20 protein-coding genes are annotated in these 19,657 nt (G+C 62.5%); 15 read left to right on the top strand and 5 right to left on the bottom strand.

Annotated features, from left to right (window positions below):
• Positions 1–3: 3 nt before the first annotated feature.
• A complete protein-coding gene (galE, locus tag AC1Q80_RS14910) occupies positions 4–990 on the bottom strand; it encodes a UDP-glucose 4-epimerase GalE (protein WP_077498969.1) in 987 nt (328 codons plus the stop codon).
• A 309-nt stretch (positions 991–1,299) separates the two neighbouring features.
• Between galE and AC1Q80_RS14905 the strand changes: the two genes are divergently transcribed.
• The 7 genes from AC1Q80_RS14905 (at position 1,300) to AC1Q80_RS14875 (ending at position 8,839) form a co-directional block, all read left to right on the top strand.
• Positions 1,300–2,931 carry a TIGR04028 family ABC transporter substrate-binding protein gene (locus tag AC1Q80_RS14905; protein ID WP_492360905.1) on the top strand — a complete coding sequence of 544 codons (1,632 nt, stop codon included), beginning with the start codon at positions 1,300–1,302 and terminating at the stop codon, positions 2,929–2,931.
• Positions 2,932–3,000: 69 nt separating this feature from the next.
• On the top strand, positions 3,001–3,945 hold the full coding sequence (locus AC1Q80_RS14900) for an ABC transporter permease (RefSeq protein ID WP_492360904.1): 945 nt from the start codon (positions 3,001–3,003) through the stop codon (positions 3,943–3,945).
• A complete protein-coding gene (locus AC1Q80_RS14895) occupies positions 3,942–4,826 on the top strand; it encodes an ABC transporter permease (protein ID WP_492360903.1) in 885 nt (294 codons plus the stop codon). The genes AC1Q80_RS14900 and AC1Q80_RS14895 overlap by 4 nt, the downstream gene beginning before the upstream one ends.
• On the top strand, positions 4,823–6,472 hold the full coding sequence (locus AC1Q80_RS14890) for a dipeptide ABC transporter ATP-binding protein (protein ID WP_492360902.1): 1,650 nt from the start codon (positions 4,823–4,825) through the stop codon (positions 6,470–6,472). Before AC1Q80_RS14895 ends, AC1Q80_RS14890 begins: the two co-directional genes overlap by 4 nt.
• Before the next feature lie 29 nt (positions 6,473–6,501).
• A complete protein-coding gene (locus AC1Q80_RS14885) occupies positions 6,502–7,548 on the top strand; it encodes a putative FMN-dependent luciferase-like monooxygenase (protein WP_492360901.1) in 1,047 nt (348 codons plus the stop codon).
• Between the two features lie 48 nt (positions 7,549–7,596).
• A complete protein-coding gene (locus AC1Q80_RS14880; protein ID WP_492360900.1) occupies positions 7,597–8,214 on the top strand; it encodes a CMD domain protein in 618 nt (205 codons plus the stop codon).
• Between the two features lie 19 nt (positions 8,215–8,233).
• Positions 8,234–8,839 (top strand): alkylhydroperoxidase domain protein, encoded by a 606-nt coding sequence (locus AC1Q80_RS14875; RefSeq protein WP_209792474.1) that lies wholly within the window; start codon positions 8,234–8,236, stop codon positions 8,837–8,839.
• Between the two features lie 233 nt (positions 8,840–9,072).
• Here AC1Q80_RS14875 and AC1Q80_RS14870 read toward each other — a convergent pair whose 3' ends face one another.
• Together AC1Q80_RS14870 and AC1Q80_RS14865 are read right to left on the bottom strand one after the other, a co-directional pair.
• The gene (locus AC1Q80_RS14870) at positions 9,073–9,483 is read right to left on the bottom strand and encodes a DUF983 domain-containing protein (RefSeq protein WP_053252046.1); all 411 of its coding nucleotides are present in this window, start codon (positions 9,481–9,483) and stop codon (positions 9,073–9,075) included.
• Positions 9,484–9,670: 187 nt separating this feature from the next.
• A complete protein-coding gene (locus AC1Q80_RS14865; protein WP_492360899.1) occupies positions 9,671–11,068 on the bottom strand; it encodes an aminotransferase-like domain-containing protein in 1,398 nt (465 codons plus the stop codon).
• A 225-nt stretch (positions 11,069–11,293) separates the two neighbouring features.
• Between AC1Q80_RS14865 and AC1Q80_RS14860 the strand changes: the two genes are divergently transcribed.
• A complete protein-coding gene (locus AC1Q80_RS14860; RefSeq protein ID WP_492360898.1) occupies positions 11,294–11,680 on the top strand; it encodes a hypothetical protein in 387 nt (128 codons plus the stop codon).
• Positions 11,681–11,926: 246 nt separating this feature from the next.
• Positions 11,927–12,715, top strand: coding sequence for a pentapeptide repeat-containing protein (locus tag AC1Q80_RS14855; protein WP_492360897.1), 789 nt, complete (start codon positions 11,927–11,929; stop codon positions 12,713–12,715).
• Positions 12,716–12,728: 13 nt separating this feature from the next.
• Here the strand turns inward: AC1Q80_RS14855 and AC1Q80_RS14850 are convergent, their stop codons facing one another.
• On the bottom strand, positions 12,729–13,304 hold the full coding sequence (locus AC1Q80_RS14850) for a nucleoside 2-deoxyribosyltransferase (RefSeq protein ID WP_209792482.1): 576 nt from the start codon (positions 13,302–13,304) through the stop codon (positions 12,729–12,731).
• A 209-nt stretch (positions 13,305–13,513) separates the two neighbouring features.
• Here AC1Q80_RS14850 and AC1Q80_RS14845 point away from each other — a divergent pair, with 209 nt between their 5' ends.
• Entirely contained in the window at positions 13,514–13,933 is a 420-nt protein-coding gene (locus AC1Q80_RS14845) for an acyl-CoA thioesterase (protein ID WP_173422154.1), read from the top strand.
• Between the two features lie 22 nt (positions 13,934–13,955).
• Here the strand turns inward: AC1Q80_RS14845 and AC1Q80_RS14840 are convergent, their stop codons facing one another.
• Positions 13,956–14,915 (bottom strand): LysR family transcriptional regulator, encoded by a 960-nt coding sequence (locus tag AC1Q80_RS14840; RefSeq protein ID WP_492360896.1) that lies wholly within the window; start codon positions 14,913–14,915, stop codon positions 13,956–13,958.
• 141 nt (positions 14,916–15,056) lie between these two features.
• On the opposite strand from AC1Q80_RS14840, the gene AC1Q80_RS14835 reads away from it, so the two are divergent.
• From AC1Q80_RS14835 to AC1Q80_RS14815, 5 genes are all read left to right on the top strand, one after another.
• Entirely contained in the window at positions 15,057–15,839 is a 783-nt protein-coding gene (locus tag AC1Q80_RS14835) for an ABC transporter substrate-binding protein (protein WP_173422152.1), read from the top strand.
• Between the two features lie 79 nt (positions 15,840–15,918).
• Positions 15,919–16,566 carry an amino acid ABC transporter permease gene (locus tag AC1Q80_RS14830; RefSeq protein WP_209792489.1) on the top strand — a complete coding sequence of 216 codons (648 nt, stop codon included), beginning with the start codon at positions 15,919–15,921 and terminating at the stop codon, positions 16,564–16,566.
• A gap of 13 nt (positions 16,567–16,579) precedes the next feature.
• Positions 16,580–17,239, top strand: a complete 660-nt coding sequence (locus tag AC1Q80_RS14825; protein WP_173422150.1) for an amino acid ABC transporter permease — start codon at positions 16,580–16,582, stop codon at positions 17,237–17,239.
• Positions 17,236–18,000, top strand: coding sequence for an amino acid ABC transporter ATP-binding protein (locus tag AC1Q80_RS14820; protein WP_327795892.1), 765 nt, complete (start codon positions 17,236–17,238; stop codon positions 17,998–18,000). The genes AC1Q80_RS14825 and AC1Q80_RS14820 overlap by 4 nt, the downstream gene beginning before the upstream one ends.
• Positions 18,001–18,008: 8 nt before the next feature.
• Positions 18,009–19,646, top strand: a complete 1,638-nt coding sequence (locus tag AC1Q80_RS14815) for a N,N-dimethylformamidase beta subunit family domain-containing protein (RefSeq protein WP_492360895.1) — start codon at positions 18,009–18,011, stop codon at positions 19,644–19,646.
• Positions 19,647–19,657: the final 11 nt, after the last annotated feature.

Raw genomic sequence — 19,657 nt, 5'->3', positions numbered from 1 at the left:
ATCTCAGGCGCCTTGGTTGCGGCGGGAATGCCAGTTCCAGGCCGTGCGCGTGATCGCCGCCAGGTCATACTGCGGCTCCCAGCCGAGCACTTCGCGGGCCTTGTCGTTGTTGGCGACGAGCGTGGTCGAATCGCCTTCCCGACGATCGACATAGTCGATGCCGAAGGTGCGGCCGGAGACCTCGGTAATGGCGTTCAGCAGTTCCTTGACCGTCGTGCCGGTGCCGGTGCCAAGATTGAGCTCGACGCTGTCGCCGCCCTCAAGCAGGTATTCCACGGCGCGCACATGGGCGTCGGCAAGGTCGAGCACGTGGATGTAGTCGCGCACGCAGGTCCCGTCGCGGGTGTCGTAGTCGGTGCCGAAGACCTTGAAGCCATCGCGGCGACCGAGGGCGGCATCAATCGCGAGCGGGATCGCGTGGGTCTCAGGCTCGTGCCACTCGCCGATCCGCCCTTCGGGGTCGGCACCAGCGGCATTGAAGTAACGCAGGATGACCGAGCGCAGTCCCTTGTACTGCCCGTAGTCCTTCAATGCCTGCTCGCAAACCCATTTGGTGCGGCCATAGGGGTTGATCGGGGCCTGGCGGTGCTGCTCGTCGATCGGCACGCTTTCCGGCAGGCCATAGGTGGCGCAGGTGGACGAAAACACGAAAGCCTCGATGCCAGCCGAAAGTGCGGCCGACAGCAGGGTCAAGGTCCCGATGACATTGTTGTCGTAGAAGGAGACCGGATCCTTGACGGATTCGCCGACTTCGATCATCGCGGCGAAGTGCAGGATCGCCCGCGGCTTGTGCCGCGCAAGCACCTCGTCAAGCCGTTGGCGGTCGCGGATGTCGCCCTTTTCCAGAACGCCCCATTTGACGAACTCCTCATGGCCGTTCGACAGGTTGTCGTAGACCACGGGTTCAAAACCCTTGGAGGCCAGCTGAAGGCAGGTGTGCGAGCCGATATAGCCGGCGCCGCCGACGACAAGAACCTTGTTATTTGTCATGAATATCTCAATCTCGGGCTTGGAAGGAATTGGCAAAGTTTTCAATGAATAGGGGCCGAATTGTCAATGGCACGTGAAGCGTTTCGCCCACGATAACAGACGGTCTTTCAACGCCCTGATCCGCATGTCGCTTGAGACCAGCAAAAGAAGGCAGTGAGACGGCCTCGGGAGAAATATCTCCATCGGCTCGGAGACGGAGATGCTTCTTTCCATTCGCTCGGAACATATAGCATATTAATTCACTAGATTTAGTTGATGATCCGACACTTCCTCGTACGATAGCCTTCAGACATTTGAAGGAAGGCTCCCATGACGACGAAACTGAAACGGCTTGCGCTGACGCTGGCGGCAATCTCCGCCTCCGGCCTTTTCCTGCCTGGCGCTTTTGCTAGCGACCCGGTCAAGGGCGGAACGCTGATCTATCTCGAGCAGCAGGCCCATACCAATCTCTATCCGCCGGCCGGCGGCTTTTATCCGAACGGTGGCATCCTCAATCAGATCACCGACAAGCTCACCTATCAGAATCCGAAGACGCTCGAAATCGAGCCCTGGATTGCGGAATCCTGGACGGTCAACGCTGACGCGACCGAGTACACGTTCAAGATCCGCCCGGGCGTCACCTTCTCCGACGGCACGCCACTCGATGCGGCAGCCGTCGCCAAGAATTACGATGTCTTCGGGCTCGGCAACAAGGCGCTGAAACAGCCGGTGTCGGAGGTGATCAACAACTACGAGCGCAGCGAGGTCGTCGATCCCCAGACGGTCAAGTTCTACTTCAAGAAGCCGTCACCGGGCTTCCTGCAGGGCACCTCGGTCATAGGCTCCGGCCTTGTCGCCGCAAGCACGCTGGCGCTTCCTTTCGAACAGCTGGGCGACGCCACCAAGATCATCGGCTCAGGTCCGTTTGTCGTCGACAGCGAAACGATCGGCAAGGAGCTGAACCTGAAGGCGCGTGAAGAATACGCCTGGGGTCCGGCAAAGCTGGAGCATCAGGGCAGGGCCTATCTCGATGGCATCAAGTACATCATCACCGGCGAAGACAGCGTGCGCATCGGCGCGCTGCTTGCCGGTCAGGCCGATTTCATCCGCCAGGTGCAGGCCTATGACGAAAAGCAGGTCGAGGCCCAGGATTACCAGATCTACGCGCCCTCGACGCGCGGCGTGAACAACAGCGTGGTCTTCCGTCCCGACAATCCACTGGTCGCAGACGTCAGGGTCCGCAAGGCGCTGTTGCACGCGACCGACGCCAAGGAAATCGTCACGACGCTGTTTTCCGCCAATTACCCGCAGGCGACATCGATCATCGCCTCGACGGCGCTCGGTTACCGCGACATTTCTGCCAAACTCGCCTTCGATCCGGAAAAGGCAAAGGCACTTCTCGAAGAGGCCGGCTGGACGGTCGGCGCCAATGGCCTGCGGCAGAAAGACGGCAAGGAATTGGTGCTGACGGCGTACGAATCTCTGCCACAGCCGCAGAACAAGGAAACCTTGCAGCTCGTTGCACAGCAATGGGGCAAGCTCGGCGTCAAGCTGACAGTACTTGCGGGCGACAGCGGCAGCCGGGTCGTCGACGATCTCGATCCGCTCAAGACACCGGTTTCTCCGGCGATGGTTGGCCGCGCCGATCCTGACGTGATCAAGAGCCAGTACTACCCGAAGAACCGAGACGTGCTGCGCCAGAAGGGCGGGCAGAGCGATAAGGTCCAGAGTTTTGCCGACGACAAGCTGAACGGCCTGCTCGAGGCGCTCACCGCAGAACCCGATCGTGAGAAGCGGTTTGCAATTGCCGGCGAGGTTCAGGACTACGTCATTGACCAAGCCTATGCGATCCCGATCTTCGAGGAGCCGCAGGCCTTCGCCGGTGCGCCTTACGTCCAGGGCATCGCCTTCGAGGCGGTCGGCCGCCCGAGCTTCTACAGCACCTGGCTAGCTGAACATTGATGCCGTTCAACCGGCCACGCGCATTGCCGTGGCCGGTCTTCGCAATGACACCAAGCAGAGGAACGGCATATGTCCGGATATTTGCTCAATCGCCTGGGGCAGGCGTTGTTCGTCCTATGGGCGGCCTTCACCATTTCCTTCGTGCTGCTGCAGGCGATGCCGGGGGATGCCATCCTCATCAAATTCCAAAACCCGGAACTTGGGCTCAACCCGCAGCAGATCGCCGACATCCGCGCGTCCTATGCAGCCGATAGCGCCATCTGGGTGCAGTACATCCAGACGATTGGGCGGTTTCTGACCGGCAATTTCGGCTATTCCGTTCAGGTGGGCGTGCCCGTCAGCACGATGCTTGCCGCTCATCTGCCGGCGACACTGAAACTTGCATCGCTCGGCTTCCTGCTGGCCGCGGTCTTTGCCGTCGTCATCGCCTTCGTGTCGAGCCTCACGCCTTTCGCATGGCTGCGCGGCGCGATCCAGTCCGTGCCGTCGCTCTTCATCTCGATCCCGACCTTCTGGTTAGGCATCATGCTGATCCAGATCTTCTCGTTCCGGCTGAAGCTCGTGCCGGTCATCAATCCTGCTCCGTGGCAGGAACTGATTCTGCCGGTCATCACGCTTGCCGTGCCGATCTCCGCCCCGCTTGCCCAGGTCCTGGTGCGCAACATCGATGACGTGCTGACACGGCCCTTCGTCGCTGTTGCCCGCGCCAAGGGGGCGACCCGCCAGTGGGTGCTGTGGCGGCACGTGGCGAAGAACGCGCTGCTGCCGACGCTGACGATCGCCGGCGTGCTCTTCGGCGAACTCATCGCCGGGGCGGTCGTTACCGAAACGGTCTTCGGCCTCAATGGCATCGGCGGCCTCACGGGAAGGGCCGTCGGCAGTCAGGATGCCGCCGTGCTTCAGGCAATCGTTGTGTTCTCGGCACTCGCCTTCGTCACCATCAATCTCATCGTGGATCTGCTCTTTCCTGTGCTCGATCCCCGCCTTCGTACAAAAGCAGGAGCCACCGCATGACCACGTTCGATACGATCCAGGACGACGCCATCGCGTCTAGGCATGGACAGCGGGCGGGCGGGCGCTTCTCGCTCCCCCATTTCGTCCGACGGTTGCCAGTGGGCCTCGCATTGTCCTGGCTGGTTCTTGCCATCGCCTTCCTTTGGGCCGTCGCTCCGTGGCTTTTCACCAGCTACAATCCGCTCGAAGGGGTCGGTGGCGAACAGTTGCGCCGGCCCGATGCCAGCCATCTGCTTGGTACCGATGCGCTCGGGCGCGATCTTTACGCCCGCATTGTCTACGGCGCGGTGCATTCGCTGACCGGTGCTTTTGTCGCTGTGGCGCTCGGTCTTGTCGTCGGCACCACCATTGGGGTCATAGCAGGATCGGTCCGGCGCCGGGTTGACGATGCGATCATGCGTCTCGTCGATGTCTTGCTGTCGATACCGCCGCTCATGCTTTCGCTCAGCATCATCATCCTGCTCGGCTTCGGTACGGTCAATGCGGCCATTGCCGTTGGCGTGACCTCGGTTGCGCGCTTTGCCCGTCTGTCGCGTTCGGAGGTCGTTCGCGTCCGGCGCAGCGACTATGTCGAGGCAGCTTTTGGCAGCGGCGGCACATTCGCTGCGGTCCTCTGGCGGCACGTGCTGCCGAACTCCCTGACCTCGGTTCTGGCTATTGCGGCATTGCAGTTCGGGTCGGCCGTGCTGCAGATCTCGACGCTCGGGTTCCTGGGCTATGGCGCTCCGCCACCGACGCCGGAGTGGGGCTTGCTGATTGCCGAAGGCCGCAACTACATCTCGACGGCCTGGTGGCTGACCACGGCACCCGGGGTCATCGTCGTTCTGGTGGTTCTGGCTGCAAACCGCGTCAGCCAATCCTTCGGCAAGGTGGCAGCATGAGCGGCTCCAACGTTCCCCACCCGCCGGTGCTCGAGGTCGAGAACCTGTCGATCGGCTATCATGACGGCGTTGCGCATCGCCGCGTCGTGCACGACGTCTCGTTCCGGATCGATCCCGGTGAGGTCGTAGCGCTGGTCGGCGAGTCCGGCTCCGGCAAGACAACGACGGCGCAGTCGATCATCGGCTTGCTCCATACCAATGGTCGCATCGATGGCGGCAGCATCAGGCTCAACGGCACGGACATCTCGCGCTGGTCGGATCGCCAACTCGATGCGGTGCGTGGGGCAAAGATCAGTCTGGTGCCGCAGGATCCGGCAAGCTCGCTCAATCCCGTCAAGACGATCGGCGCGCAGGTCGGTGAAATCCTCCGAATCCATGGTGTCGCAAGCGGTCGGGACCTGGAGGCTCAGGTGATTTTGCTTCTGGAGCGCGTCGGGTTGAGCGAGCCCGCACTCCGGGCGCGACAATATCCGCACGAGCTTTCGGGTGGTATGCGCCAGCGCGTGCTGATTGCGATCGCCGTTGCGTTGAAGCCGCAGCTCATCATCGCCGATGAACCGACAAGCGCGCTCGACGTCACGGTTCAGAAGCGCATCCTCGACCTGATCGACGAATTGCGTACCGAATTCGGCACGTCGGTCCTGCTCGTAACCCATGATCTCGGCGTGGCCGCTGATCGCGCCGACCGGCTCGTCGTCCTGCAAGACGGGCGTGTTCAGGAAGCGGGAGCGACCAAGGTGGTGCTTGCCGCACCGCGGTCTGCCTACACCCGACAGCTGTTGGCCGATGCGCCGTCGTTCTCGGCCGTTGCGCGCAAAGCGCCGGCGACCGCGCGCGAAAAGCCTCAGGCATCCGGCGATGACGTCATCATTGTCGATGGCCTTGTGCAGGACTTCGTGCGGACGGATGGTAACGGCAAATCGTTTCGTGCCGTCGATGACTTAAGCTTCCGGGTCCGTCGAGGCACAACCCATGCCATCGTCGGCGAATCCGGCTCCGGCAAGACCACCACCATCCGGGCGATTGTCGGGTTTCAGAAGCCGACCGCGGGTCGCATCGAGATCGATGGCACCGATCTCTCGACGCTTCGCGGGGAGACGCTGCGCCAGTTCCGACGCAAGATCCAGCTGGTCTATCAAAATCCGTATGGCTCGCTCGATCCGCGTCAGACGGTGTTCGACATCGTTGCCGAACCGCTTCTGAATTTTGCCAAGCTGGCCCGGCCAGCGCGCGAGGAAAAGGTAAGGGCGATCCTCAGACGCGTCGGTCTGCCTGAAACCGCGCTTGACCGGCGCCCGCATGCGCTTTCGGGCGGCCAGCGACAACGCGTGGCGATCGCCCGAGCGCTGGTGCTCGATCCTGACGTCGTGGTTCTCGACGAAGCGGTCTCCGCCCTCGATGTGACGGTGCAGGCCCGCATCCTCGATCTTCTCGATGAACTCCAGCGCGATCTCGGGCTGACCTACCTGTTCGTGTCCCACGACCTCGCAGTCGTGCGGCAGATCTCGGACACGGTGTCCGTGCTGAAGGACGGCCGGCTGGTCGATGGCGGAACGGTCGAGGACGTCTTCGAGCGCCCGGGCAGCGACTACACCCGCGAACTCATCAACGCTATCCCCGGACAAAAAAGAGCAGCCCTCGTCTGACGACGCGGGAATGAATGACAGGACAAAAAATGACAAAGACGACGCCACGCAAGCGCCTCGGGTTCTTTACACGTCTCCTCGACGACGTCCCCGCCGGCGCGCGCTATCACTATGCGGCAGAGCAGATCGCCACCGCCGAGCGTTTCGGCTTCGATACCGCCTGGGTGGCCCAGCATCACTTCCATGCCGACGAGGGTGGCCTGCCGGCGCCGCTCGTCTTCCTGGCGCATGTCGCCGCGCAGACCTCGCGTATCCGGCTCGGCACCGGCGTCATCACCCTGCCACTCGAAAACCCGATCCGGGTTGCCGAGGACGCGGCGGTCCTCGACCTTCTCTCTTGCGGGCGTGTCGAGATCGGCTTCGGCACCGGCGGCACACCGTCGTCCTTCACGGCGTTCGGCCTTGAGAGTGCAGAGCGCGGCGATATTTTCAGCCGGCACCTGCGCGTCGTTCTCGACGCGTGGGCCGGGCGCAGCCTTGCGGGCGGCGACCAGCTTTATCCGACTGCACCGCAACTGCTTGACCGGATCTGGCAGGCGACGTTCTCTGTCGCGGGCGGCGAGCGGGCAGGGCGCGCCGGCGACGGCTTGATGTTGTCGCGCACCCAGCCTCGGTCCGCCGACCGCCCGACTGCCTCGCTCGGCGAACTGCAGAACCCGATCATAGATGCCTATCTCGCGGCGTTGCCGGCAGGTCGCACCCCGAAAATTCTGGGATCCCGCAGCCTCTTCGTGGCTGACAGCCGCGACGAGGCGTTGCGCCTGGCCGAGATTGGTTTGCGCCGTGGCGCGGAGCGCTTGATTGCATCAGGTCACAAGCCGACGGGCAGCTCGCTCGCCGATCTGATCGCGGCCTTCGACGTCCATGTGGGCACACCCGATGACGTGATCGAAAGCCTGCGTGCGGATACGACACTCGATCGGGTCACAGACCTCGTCTTCCAGGTTCACTCCATCGATCCGCCACACCCGCTGATCCTGCGCTCCATAGAGCTGATCGCGAGCAAGGTCGCGCCGGCGCTCGGGTGGGCACCGGAAGAGAAATTTGCCCCCCGACGGCTCGGAGCCGTCGGCTGACAGTTTGGACGCCAGCGGCGCCGCTCAATTCAAGGAAGGAGACTTCACGTGACCACATCGACACCCGATATCATTGACCTGCTCGCCGGCATCAAGCCGGGCTCATCGCTCGATCGTATTCGCACCCAGCGGCCGGAGACGCGCGAGCAGGCGCAGAAGAGCTATCTCGCTCTTTTCGAGCCCGCCACTCTCGGCGATGTTTCGCTGGTCGAGCGCCAGGCCATCGCCAGCTTCGTTGCTGGACTACACCGGCAACCGGACATCTTCGAATTTTATGTCAGTCCGTTGGAGGAGAGCGAAAAGAACCGTTGGTTGGTAGAGGTGTTGAAGGCCGAGATCGGCGCAGCCCAGGCCGTCGGGCCATACGGGCGATACCCGGCCGGTCCGTTGAGCATTGAGGACGCATCCGGTCCCATCTACCGCGTCTCAGACGCCGGCCGAGACGCGCTTGGCGAAAAGCTCGCCGCAGCGCTCGAACATACCCATCTGCTCGTCTTCCACCTGCGCGACGCAAGCCCCAAGGCTCTGCAGGCGCTCCTCGATGCGGGCTGGACGACTGACGGCATCGTGACGCTGTCGCAGCTCGTTTCATTCGTCGCGTTCCAGATCCGCGTGATCGCCGGCCTCGGTCTGCTTGCCGCATCTGCCCGGCGCGCAGCCGCCTGAGCCTCATAAGGAGTTTGTCATGACCGACCACATCATCACGCCCGCGATCGAAAGTCGCCCGGTGGCATTCACACAGGCCGAGATCGGCTGGACACCTTGGCTTGAACCGCTTGCGGAAGACGATCTGACGGAGGCGCATCTTGCCGGCCTCGTGGAGGCGTCGCGCGCCAAGTCACCCTATTTCCGCCTGCTCGTTCGGGATCCTGCGGTTCTCGAAGCCCGCACGAAGACGGACAAGGATATCTTTTACAACACCCGCACTGGCCTGCCACGCGCCGAGCGCGAGCTTGCGGCAACGGCCGCATCACGGTCGAATGGCTGCATCTTCTGTGCGTCCGTGCACTCGCGCTTCGCTTCGCATCATTCCAAGCGGGGTGACGACGTGCAGAAATTGCTGGATGAAGGTGTTGAAACCGATCTCGGCGAACGTTGGAACGCGATCGTTGCTGCCTCGGTGGCGCTGACGGCGACGCCACCCACCTTTGGCGACGATCATATCGAGCGCCTATCTGCCGCCGGCCTTGACGAACTTGAGATCGCCGACGTCATCCACGGCGCCGCATTCTTCAACTGGGCGAACCGCCTGATGCTTTCGCTCGGCGAACCGACACCGGCTGTGCAGTGATTTGCGATTGAGGGGCGGGGCGGAAGGGTGCGCGGCACCTTCGGATGCCGCCAAAGCCGTTTCGTGGTGAAGATCCACTGCCGCGAAATCGGGTCATAGCCTGAAAGGGCCAAGCGGCATTGCACAGCCTGATTGGGGGCAAGTGAAACATGGCGTGAGCATTGCCCGCGCCATGTCGGTATTCAGCCCGGCCAGGAGGCTGACGAATTGGAACCGAATGCCCGGCAGTACGCCTACTGCGTTGGCGCCAGCGGCGGCTCGACCTGTCTGCGCACGAGCTTTCCTTCCTCCGCCTTGTAGAAGAACTGGCTTGAGACCAGCCAGCCTTTCAATGGTCGAAGCGGCGGAATGCAGGTCAGTAACATGAACGGTCCGGTCACCAGAAGGTGCATCCAGAGAGGTGCGCTGTATTGCACCTCCAGCCAGACGCCGAGCAGCACGCTCGGCACGCAACCGAAGCAGATGACGAAGAAGGCGGGGCCGTCGGCAGGGTCCGCGAAGCTGTAATCGAGATCGCAGACCTCGCACTTCTTGCGCATCTTCAGGAAGCCTTCGAACAGATGTCCCTGGCCGCAACGCGGACAACGGCCACGCAAGCCTGTCTGCATGGGAGGAATGGGAGGCCAGTCGTGATCCGAAGACATGTGCGTTCCTTTCAGGCGTCCGCGGCGCAGCGCTTTGCCGGTGCGCCGGCCGATTTGCCCGGGTGCGGCTGCCAAATGGTCCGTGCCGCCTCAGGCCTGCGTGCATTAAGGCGCCTGAAACCCGCATTTGTCAATTTATTGTATGCATACATTGCTGCGACAATTTCGCCGATTGCTTGCGATACCTTCAAACGACGAGGCTTGATGCGGCCGGTGATTGCTGCAGCAGATCGGCGATCGCCAGCAGACTGCGGTGCAGCTCCTCGTGCGTTCGTGCCGCGCCGAGGCCGAGGCGCACAGCCTCCGGCGCCAAGCCGATTGCAAACGCATCGCTGGTAACGACGCTGATGCCCGATGCCCTGAGGCGGTTGGCAAAGTCGCCGCGTGTCCACGGAGGCGGCAGATGCAGCCACAAATGGAAGCCCTCGGGGTCCGTCTGCACGATGTCCCGCGGCAGCAGGCGCGACACCATTTCCTGCCGGATCGTCACCTCGCGGCGAATGGCGGCAAGGACCTCGGCGGCCGTGCCATCCTCGATCCAGCGCGTCGCAACGGCGCCATTGAAGGGCGGCGCCATGCCGCTCGTTGCGCGGATCGCACCTTCGAGGCGGATGCCGCTCTGGCGATCCGGCACGACGAGATAGGCAATCCTGAGCGCGGGCGACAGGCACTTGGCAAGGCCCGCGATGTGATAGACGATATCAGGCGCAAGCGATGCCAATGGTGGTGGACCGGCGACCGGTATAGCTCCATAGGCGTCATCCTCGATGATCGCGACGCCATGGTTGCGTGCAATGGCGACGATTGCCTTGCGCCGCGCCGCCGGCAATGTTGCCGTGGTCGGATTATGGAGAGTTGGATTGCAGTAGAGCGCTGTTAATTTACTGGATTCGCAGATTGTCTCAAGCTCTTCCGGTATCATGCCATTTTCGTCGATTGGGATACCGACGACTTTGATCCCAAGGTGAGCGGCGAGCGCCCGTAGTCCGGGATAGGCGATGGCCTCGGCCGCGATCGTGTCGCCGGGCTTGGCAAGGCTGCTGATGGTGGCAACCAGAGCGCTCTGCGCGCCCGCGCAGATCAGCACTCGCTCGGCCGGGATGTTTCCAAGGCGCGGCCGCAGCCAGGTAGCGCCAACGGCCCGGTTGTGCAGCGCGCCCCCTGCAGCCTGATAGCGCATCAAGAGATCGAGCCCGTGTTCGCGTTGCAGGCTGGCGATGTCGCTCCACAGTCGCATCGTCAGTGCGGCATCGTCGAACAACGGCGGCAGGTTCATGCTCATGTCGACCAGGCCGTCGGCTGCCGGCTGCAAGCCCTTCATCCGTCGCGCTTTGACATAAGTGCCTTGGCCGACGCGGCCCTCGACCAATCCACGGTGACGCGCCTCGTTGTAGGCCCGGCTAACCGTGGTGAAGTCGATGCCAAGTGCGCCGGCGAGCGCGCGCTGGGGCGGCAATCGTGTACCCTCCGGCAGGCGCCCCTCGGCAATGTCGGCGGCGATCGCGTCGGCGATGGCGATATAGAGCGGTCCATTAGCCTTCCGGATCGCCGGCAGCCACGTCGTCTCCGTTGCACCCACAGTCATGGCATCACCTCAAAACAGATTGTATGGATATTGCATGTATATCAACGGTAAGGCAAGCTCTGATCCTGTTCTGCATGGCATATCGTCGCTGGCCGCCGACATCCGCTGGCAGCAGGTGCTTGACGATCAATCGTTCATTGTTGGCTTTTGACGCAAAGTCCATGCTGTCCACCGTCTGGCGTATCTCATCGATGAACGCGACACCTTCATGGAGGCATTCTGCAAATGATGTTCGCTGTGGCTGGCCTGCTCGCCCTTGTTACAGGCCTGGTCCACTCCATCCTCGGAGAAGTGATGATCTTTCGCCCTCTGCGCAACGGCAGCTTCGTTTCGGCGACATCACCAGCGCCGCTTGCGAAGCGGACTATCGGGATACTCTGGGCAACGTGGCGTCTGGCAACAGTGTTTGGCTGGGCTTTCGCCGGCATATTGCTGCAGCTCGCCTTTGCGCCCCAGGCTGCTTCAACAACTGTGCTTGTCGTCACGGCCATTGTCTTTGCCAACGTCGGCGGTGGCTTGCTCGTTCTCGTCGGCACCAAGGGACGGCATCCCGGTTGGATTGCACTCTTGGCTGTGGCAGCGTTTGCCTGGTTTGGCGTAAACGCTGCCTGAGGCGCTGCCTTCACGATCGAGCAACCGCGGCCAACCAAGTGGTGACTTCGACGCAAAGGTTGCTGCGACGGCATCGAATGTATCAGATCTTGTTTGCCACATCGCGCGGCTGTCATTTGCGCGAAGGGCAACAATGTCATACGCTTAAGCTGTGATGCCCTCCTGCAGCGGTTGTTTTCGCCGCCGAGGTGCGTAAACGAGAAATGCAACAGAACCGGTCCAGCCGAAGGACCGCGGAGCAGCGCCATGCATATCCCCCAATCAGAGCCCAATCGTTCATTCGTCGCAACCGCAGAGGGTGAGAGGGGCGGCACGGCCGGGCTCAAGCGCGCTGTTCGCGCTTATGGCAAGCGATCGATCCTCGGACTGTCTGCATTGCTTTTCACGCTCGGTCTGGCTGATCTCGCTTATGCGGCCAATTGCAAAGGACCGTCTGCGCCGGGGGCCGACTGGAGCGACTGCAACAAGAAGCAGCTGATGCTCGGCGGCATCGATCTCGAAGGCGGCAACCTGGCCAACACCGACTTCACGCTTACGGATCTGAGGGGCGCCAATCTCACGGCAGCAAACCTGGAGAAGGCGACGCTGGTCCGCTCGTCCCTGGCCGGAGCCAGGGCTGACAAGGCGAATTTTGCCAAGGTCGAAGCCTACCGCAGCAGTTTTGCCGGAATCTCGGCGGAGGGCGCCTCCTTCAACAGTTCCGAACTGCAGCGAACCAATTTCAGCGGCGCCAAGTTGACCGGAGCCGACTTCGAGAAGGCCGAGCTCGGGCGCGCCAATTTCGACAAAGCAGTGATCACGGGCACGCGCTTCCCGATGGCCAATCTGTCGCGTGCCACTTTCAGCGGTTCTACCTTTGAAGGCCCGCTCGATTTCACCGATGCCTTCATGTTCCTGACGCGGATCGAAGGCGTGGATCTGTCGGCCGCGACCGGGCTTGAGCAGGAACAGATCAACCTGACATGCGGCGACAGCGCGACCAAGTTGCCGCAAGGGCTGACAATGCCCAGCAATTGGCCTTGCCCGGTCGATTGACGGAAGTGATCGCCTAAGCGAGGTGTTGCTTGGCGGCAATCGCCAGGCATTCCTTGAAGGCCTCAAGGTCTGTCAGACGGTCGGCTTCCGCCACTTCGCGCTTCACGAAGGTTCCGCCGCGCGCCAGGATGCCGCCATCGAGCATCAGATTGTCGGCCATGTCGAAATCCTCGATGCTGACCCCGTCCGGCCCGGCCATGCGGCCATCCGCCCGCGCGGCGGCCTTGCCGCCGTAGTGGCCGTGCAGGATACGGTCGTAATAGCTGCGCGCGGTGTTGGTATAGGCATAGACGTGCCGGCCGCGGCCGCACATGAAGCCAAGCTCGAAAACGGTGCCGACATCGGCGCTGATGCCGCGAAATGGCGTCAGGTTGGCGATGATCATGTCGCTGGCCAGCATCATGCCTTCGTCGACACCGTAGATCGCGCGGCCGCGGGCATGCTTGGTCTCGGCCGGCGGGATTTCCAGGTCGCCCGGTACCAGCGGCGTAAAGCCGGCCGCGCGTGCCAGCGCTGCTTTCTCGGCCTGGATTTCCACGGCATTGCTCAGGAACACTTCAGGGCCCGCCAAATAGACTTTCACGATCACGCCTCCTTACAAATTTGGTCGGCAGCCTAGGGACGTCACGGGCAAGCGCCTAGTGGGCGTGCTCCGCCGCTCCCCGCTTACCCACCGATATTTCGAAACGCATCTGTGCCCGCGGCAAATGCGTCGATCGCGGCGCCGATGGACAGGCGGCTTCGTCATCCGCTATCTCTCGGGCGAATCTTCACGCATATCCTTCCGCGAGGTCCAGCATGTCGAGCCAGCCTTTGACCACCTATGTCGGCGTTGCCCATCCGTGGATGTGTGACACGATGGGGCACATGAACGTGCGCCATTATGCGGCGATGTTCGATGATGCCAGCTTCCAGTTGCTCGGTCATATCGCTGGGCTGGAAGTTGAAGGCGAGAAGGCCAGGGGGTGGGCCGATGTCCGGTCGGAAACGGAATACAAGCACGAAACCAAAGCCGGCACGCTGATCACCATCCGCTCGCGGGTCGTCAAGCTCGGCCGCTCCTCGGTAACCTTCGAGCAGATCATGTCAGGGACGCTCGACGATGTCGTTCATGCCGTCAACCGAACCGTGACGGTTCGCTTCGATCTTTCGGCGCGCACCGCCATGACGCTGGAGCCGGCGGCCCGCGCCCGCGCGGAGGCGCTGCTTCCAGCGTGATCTGTCGCGATCCCGCGCGCCCTTAGTCCGCATAGATCCGTTCTTCGACCGGGGTTTCGGTGATGAGCGTCTGTAGGCCGGCAAGAAGCGCCTTTTCCGCGCGGTTCAACGCCTTGTCGGGGTTTGTCAGCAGGAAGATGTCGATGGCAGGGGGCGCCTCGTAAGGAGGCAGCCGCCAGAGCGCACCATCGGCGACATCGCGACGCGCCACGTGCAGCGGCAAGGGGCCAACGCCAAGGCCGGCGATGATCATCCGGCGGACCTCTTCGAGACTGGAGGAGACGCCGACGACGTTGGCATTCAGTTTGGCCTCGCTGCGCAGAAGTGCCACCGGCCGCAAGGCGTCGGCGATGTGATCGGTGTGGAACGACACCGAGGTCTCGCCCTTGAGGTCGGCGAGTTTCAGCCCCTGTTTGCCGAACAGCCGGTGGTGCGGACCGCAGAAGAAGCCGAAGAACTCACGGAAGACCAGCAGATAGTCCAGCGCCGGGTCGCGCACGCTGACGAGGCAGAGGCCGAAGGATGCGCGCTTCTCCCGCACCTGGCGGGTGACTTCGCCGCTTGCGGCCACCGAGATGTTGAGCGTCGCACGCGGATAGTCGCGGTGAAACTCCATCAGCGCCCGATCGAAGATCGGCGAGATCACGTGGCTGGCGACGGCGATCGTCACGTGCCCGGTCACGTCGTCGCTGACGCCGCGCACCAGTTGCGGCAGCTGCGATATGGTGCCGAAGACCTCGACCGCCTGCTCGTAGAGAAGTTGTCCGACTTCCGTGAGGTCGAATCGGGTCGCATCGCGCTCCACGAGCCTGCGCCCAACCCGGTCCTCCAGCCGCTTCAACGCATTGCTGACGCTCGGTTGTTTCAGGTTCAGACGCTCCGCCGCACGCGTGATGCTTTTGACCTCCGCGATCACCACGAAGGTGCGCAAAAGGTTCCAGTCGAGCTCCCAGACGAGCCGTTCGGATCGTGGTGTTACCATTCCTGAAATCTATGCCTTCTATTCCCATTATCTATTTGCGCAATGCTGATGCAAAGGCAATCATGAAATTCGGAAGGCGCCTCGATGCCCGTCCCAAGCGCACGAGAAGGCGCATTCGTCCAGAGGAGCAAGGAACATTTCATGAAGACCATTTTCTCCGGCCTTTTGGCCGCTACGCTGACCATTGCCGCAACCTTCTCGGCCGTTTCGGCGCGCGCCGATGATCTTGAAGCCGTGAAGTCGGCAGGCGAACTCAAGATCGCGATGAGCGGACAGTACCCGCCCTTCAACTTCGTCAACGAACAGAACGAGGTCGTTGGCTTCGATGCTTCGATCGGCAAGGCGATTGCCGAACGTGTCGGCGTCAAGGGCACGCTGGTGACGACGGCATGGGACGGCATCATTGCCGGCCTTCTTGCCAACAAATACGACACGGTCGTCGGCTCAATGACCATCACGCCGGAGCGCGAGAAGGTCGTCGATTTCGTCGGCCCATATTATCACGCCGGCCGCGCCGTCTTCGTTTCGGAAGACTCTGCTGTTGATAAGCTTGAAGACCTCAAGGGCAAGACGCTCGGCGTCACCCTCGGCGAAACCCACGAAAAATGGGCCCGCGAACAGGGCGGCTGGGACGTGCGCACCTACAAGGGCCTGCCCGAGCTGATGATGGAACTCAAAAGCGGCCGGGTCGATGCGATTGTCGTCGACAACATTCCCGTCATGGTCGCCGTCAAGGAAACCGGCGAAAAGGTCCGTCGTCTCGAAACCCCTGATATCGAAGGCGGCAGCGTCGCCATCGGCATTGCCATCCGCAAGAACAATCCGGAACTGAAGGCTGCCATGCAGAAGGCGCTCGAAGGTATGCTGGCGGACGGCTCCTACGAGAAGATCGCCATGGAATGGGTCGGCAGCGACATTCGCTGATCCTAGCCTAGCCTCGTTTCCGGCCGCCCGCTGACGGTCGCGGCCGGAGACCGTCGCATCCTCCCCCCGGAGTTTCCTCATGGACTTTTCGCTGGTGCAGCGCGTCTTCCCGTTCTTCGTGGAAGCGGCGTGGATCACGATCGAGATATCGGCGCTTTCGCTGGCCCTCGGGCTCATCGTCGCCTTTCTCGTGGCGGCGGCAAAGATGTCGCGCTCTTTGCCTTTGCGCATCTTTGGTTCTGCCTATGTCAGCCTGTTTCGCGGCACGCCGTGCCTGATCCAGCTGTTCGTCCTCTATTTCGGTGGACCGCAGATCGGCATCAATCTCGAGCCGTTTGCCGCAGGCGTGATCGGTCTCGGGCTCAACATCGGCGCCTATATGGCGGAAGCCATCCGCGGCGCGATCCTGTCTGTTGACCGCGGTCAGACCGAGGCTGCCCGCTCGATCGGCTTCAGCCGGTTCCAGACGATGCGCAAGGTCGTGTTGCCGCAGGCGGCACGATTGATGATCCGGCCTCTCGGCGTCAATGCGGTCGCTCTGGTCAAGGGTTCGGCGCTGGTCTCGACGATCTCGGTCGTCGAGCTCACCTACACGGCACAGCGCTACATCGGCTCGACCTACAAGCCGTTCGAGATCTTCGGCGTCGCCGCCGTGCTCTACATGCTCATCGTCTATGTCGTCGCGCGGATCGTCGATCTCATCGACCGTCGCTACGCCATAGCTTGAGGGGGAGAAACGCATGCAAGGTCTCGATTTCAGCGTCGTTCCGCCCTATGCCGAAATCCTCTGGATGGGGGTCTGGTGGACCGTCGTCCTCACCGTCACGGCCGCCGTGATCAGCTTTGTCTTCGGGGTGGTTTTCGCCCTGGTTGTCCTCTATGCACCCAAGACGATCGCATTGCCGGTGCGCGCATTCATGTGGCTGTTCATGGGCACGCCCCTGCTTTTGCAGCTGTTCCTGATCTATTACGGGCTGGGGCAGCTCGGTTTCAAGATCCCGGCGCTCGTCGCCGGCATCATCGGCCTCGGCCTGCACTTCGCGGTCTATAACGCTGACATCCTGCGCGCCGGCATCGTCGCGGTGGATGTCGGCCAGACGGAAGGCGCGCGCAGTCTCGGCTTCGGCCGCTTTCAGACGCTGCGCTATTTCATCGTGCCGCAGGCCGTGCGCAACACGATTCCGGCGATGGGCAACAACCTGATCGTGCTCTTGAAGGAATCTTCGCTGGTGTCGATCATCGGTATTGCCGAGCTGGTGCATGCCGCGCAGCTCGCCATTAGCGAGACCTTCCGACCGTTCGAATTCTACATCACGGTCGCCGCCCTCTATTACATGCTAAACCTCGTGCTCGAAGCGGGTCTGCGCCGGGTCGAACAGAACGTGGAGGTATCACGATGACCGCCCAGCGACCCATGGTCGAAGTCAAGGGGGCCCGCAAGGCCTATGGTGAACTCCAGGTGCTGAAGGGCATCGATCTGTCGGTCGCCCGCGGCCAGATCGTTGCCATCATCGGCCCCAGCGGCTCCGGCAAGAGCACGCTTCTGCGTTCGATCAATCACCTCGAAACCTTGAACGGCGGCGAGATCTGGCTTGACGGCGTAAAGGTCAACCAGGATCTGCGCGGCCAGGCCTTCGAGCGGCACATCAACGCGGTGCGCCAGCAGATGGGCATGGTGTTCCAGCACTTCAACCTGTTCCCCCATCTGACAGTGATCGAGAACGTCACGATGGGACCCATCATCCTGAAGGGCATGACGAAGGCGGCGGCCCGCGAACTGGCGGTGGAACTTCTGTCGAAGGTCGGGTTGGCGGAGAAGGTCGATGCCTATCCGTCGCGGCTTTCCGGCGGCCAGAAGCAACGTGTCGCCATCGCCCGAGCGCTCGCGATGCAGCCGAAGGTCATGCTCTTCGACGAGGCGACCTCGGCGCTTGATCCCGAGCTGGTCGATGAGGTCAACGCGGTGATGAAGCAACTCGCCGCCGAGCACATGACGATGCTGATCGTGACGCATGAGATGCGCTTTGCCGGCGAGGTCGCCGACCGTGTGCTGTTCATGGATGGCGGTGTCGTCGTTGAACAGGGACCCCCGAGCGAAATCTTCCGCGAGCCGAAACAGGAGCGCACGCGAACCTTCCTGAAAAAGTATCTTGCGGCGTGATGGATGCGATGAAGACAAGCAGCAACCAATTCCCCGATTTCGGGCTGACGCCGGAGCAGCGCCGCGAAGCGGTGCTCGGCCACTACTACGAATACCCCGGGATGGACGGCGAGCGCGGCGAGATCTGGTGCTACACCGACGCCTACGCCTACCCGCCGGGTGCAACCGTCCGGCTTCAGGTGAGCTCGACCGCGCCCCAGTTCGCGCTGGAGATCGTGCGCGACGGCGCCGTCGAAACGGCCGTCATGAAACGGCTGGGCATCGCCGCCCGCTGGCAGGATACGCCGGATCAATGTTCCGTCGTCGGCTGCGGCTGGGAGACGACACTTGAATTCCAGGTGGACGAGAGCTGGCCCTCTGGCGCCTACCGCATCACCCTGACGGCCGAAGGTCGTGACGGGGCGTCCATTCGCTGCCAGCACCTCTTCATCGTCCGCCCCGAGGCCGGTCGCAAGCCGGGCCGCGTGCTGCAGGTGGCGGCGACCGGATCCTGGACCTCCTACAACACCTGGGGCGGATCCAACCACTACCAGGGTATCACCGGTCCGAACCGCGACCAGTACGCGACCACCGTCAGCATCGAGCGGCCGTTCTGCCGCGGCTTTGTGCAACTGCCGGCCGATGCACCGCGGGTGCCGCTTGAGATCTATTCGCCGATGGCGGTCGCCCCGCGTTACCCGCATATGGAATGGGCCTATGCCAACGGCTATTCCAAGAAATATGCTTCCTCCGGCTGGGCGAGCTATGACAGCCACTTCTTCCGCTGGGCCGAGCGCGAGGGTTATGCCGTCGATCTCGCCAGCCAGCACGAGCTGCATTTCAATCCGGAAATCCTCGACGGCTACGACTGCGTCGTCTTCGTCGGTCACGACGAATACTGGACCTGGGAGATGCGCGACGCAGTCGACAGTTATGTCGAGCGCGGCGGTCACGCAGCCCGCTTTGCCGGCAACTTCATGTGGCAGACGCGCCTGGAGGACGGCGGCAAGAGGCAGGTGTGCTACAAGTATCGTGCGCGCGCTGAGGACCCGGCCTGTCGATCTGACGATCCAACGCGCATGACCGGCTCCTGGGAGGACAGAAAAATCGGTCGTCCCGGTTCTTCGACCTTCGGGCTGATTGCCACACGCGGGCTTTATGTCGGCTGGGGCGGTTGCGCCCCCCGCGGCGCCCGAGGCTTTCCGGTCTATCGGCCGGAGCATTGGGCTTTTGCCGGAACCGGTATTTACTACGGCGACATCCTCGGCGCGGAGGGCCATGCCTTCGGCTATGAGGTCGATGGCCTCGACTACATCATCCGCGGCGGCTTGCCGGAACCGACGGAAGACAGCGGCGCCCCCGATGGGCTGGAAATCCTGGCGCTCGGCATGTCGTCGCTGAAGGAAGAAAGCGCCGACATACCCGCCGACGATCAGTTCCTCTCTGACGCCGACGCCAAGTTCGTCGCGGAAACGCTGATCGGCGATGCCGGCGAGGCGGCCGTCGACAAGGTCAAGCGCGGCTGCGGCATGATCGTCAATTTCCCACGCGGCAAGGGCGAGGTGTTCCACGCCGGCAGCTGCGAATGGGTGGCAGCCCTGAAACGCGGCGACGAGATGGTCGAACGCGTCACCGCCAATGTTCTCAACCGTTACCTCAAACGCTGACAGAGACCGCA

It is taken from the genome of Ensifer sp. GW823-FHT05D09, assembly GCF_058795755.1.
This window is presented reverse-complemented; position numbering and strand designations above follow the sequence as displayed.

What these genes read in the sequence shown, in the direction of transcription:
- AC1Q80_RS14870 (WP_053252046.1), bottom strand. Translation starts at nt 9,483, where the DNA reads ATGTCTTCGGATCACGACTGGCCTCCCATTCCTCCCATGCAGACAGGC.
- AC1Q80_RS14825 (WP_173422150.1), top strand. Translation starts at nt 16,580, where the DNA reads ATGCAAGGTCTCGATTTCAGCGTCGTTCCGCCCTATGCCGAAATCCTC.
- AC1Q80_RS14820 (WP_327795892.1), top strand. Translation starts at nt 17,236, where the DNA reads ATGACCGCCCAGCGACCCATGGTCGAAGTCAAGGGGGCCCGCAAGGCC.
- galE (WP_077498969.1), bottom strand. Translation starts at nt 990, where the DNA reads ATGACAAATAACAAGGTTCTTGTCGTCGGCGGCGCCGGCTATATCGGC.
- AC1Q80_RS14815 (WP_492360895.1), top strand. Translation starts at nt 18,009, where the DNA reads ATGAAGACAAGCAGCAACCAATTCCCCGATTTCGGGCTGACGCCGGAG.
- AC1Q80_RS14895 (WP_492360903.1), top strand. Translation starts at nt 3,942, where the DNA reads ATGACCACGTTCGATACGATCCAGGACGACGCCATCGCGTCTAGGCAT.
- AC1Q80_RS14845 (WP_173422154.1), top strand. Translation starts at nt 13,514, where the DNA reads ATGTCGAGCCAGCCTTTGACCACCTATGTCGGCGTTGCCCATCCGTGG.
- AC1Q80_RS14860 (WP_492360898.1), top strand. Translation starts at nt 11,294, where the DNA reads ATGATGTTCGCTGTGGCTGGCCTGCTCGCCCTTGTTACAGGCCTGGTC.
- AC1Q80_RS14905 (WP_492360905.1), top strand. Translation starts at nt 1,300, where the DNA reads ATGACGACGAAACTGAAACGGCTTGCGCTGACGCTGGCGGCAATCTCC.
- AC1Q80_RS14885 (WP_492360901.1), top strand. Translation starts at nt 6,502, where the DNA reads ATGACAAAGACGACGCCACGCAAGCGCCTCGGGTTCTTTACACGTCTC.
- AC1Q80_RS14865 (WP_492360899.1), bottom strand. Translation starts at nt 11,068, where the DNA reads ATGACTGTGGGTGCAACGGAGACGACGTGGCTGCCGGCGATCCGGAAG.
- AC1Q80_RS14875 (WP_209792474.1), top strand. Translation starts at nt 8,234, where the DNA reads ATGACCGACCACATCATCACGCCCGCGATCGAAAGTCGCCCGGTGGCA.
- AC1Q80_RS14890 (WP_492360902.1), top strand. Translation starts at nt 4,823, where the DNA reads ATGAGCGGCTCCAACGTTCCCCACCCGCCGGTGCTCGAGGTCGAGAAC.
- AC1Q80_RS14835 (WP_173422152.1), top strand. Translation starts at nt 15,057, where the DNA reads ATGAAGACCATTTTCTCCGGCCTTTTGGCCGCTACGCTGACCATTGCC.
- AC1Q80_RS14900 (WP_492360904.1), top strand. Translation starts at nt 3,001, where the DNA reads ATGTCCGGATATTTGCTCAATCGCCTGGGGCAGGCGTTGTTCGTCCTA.
- AC1Q80_RS14855 (WP_492360897.1), top strand. Translation starts at nt 11,927, where the DNA reads ATGCATATCCCCCAATCAGAGCCCAATCGTTCATTCGTCGCAACCGCA.
- AC1Q80_RS14830 (WP_209792489.1), top strand. Translation starts at nt 15,919, where the DNA reads ATGGACTTTTCGCTGGTGCAGCGCGTCTTCCCGTTCTTCGTGGAAGCG.
- AC1Q80_RS14840 (WP_492360896.1), bottom strand. Translation starts at nt 14,915, where the DNA reads ATGGTAACACCACGATCCGAACGGCTCGTCTGGGAGCTCGACTGGAAC.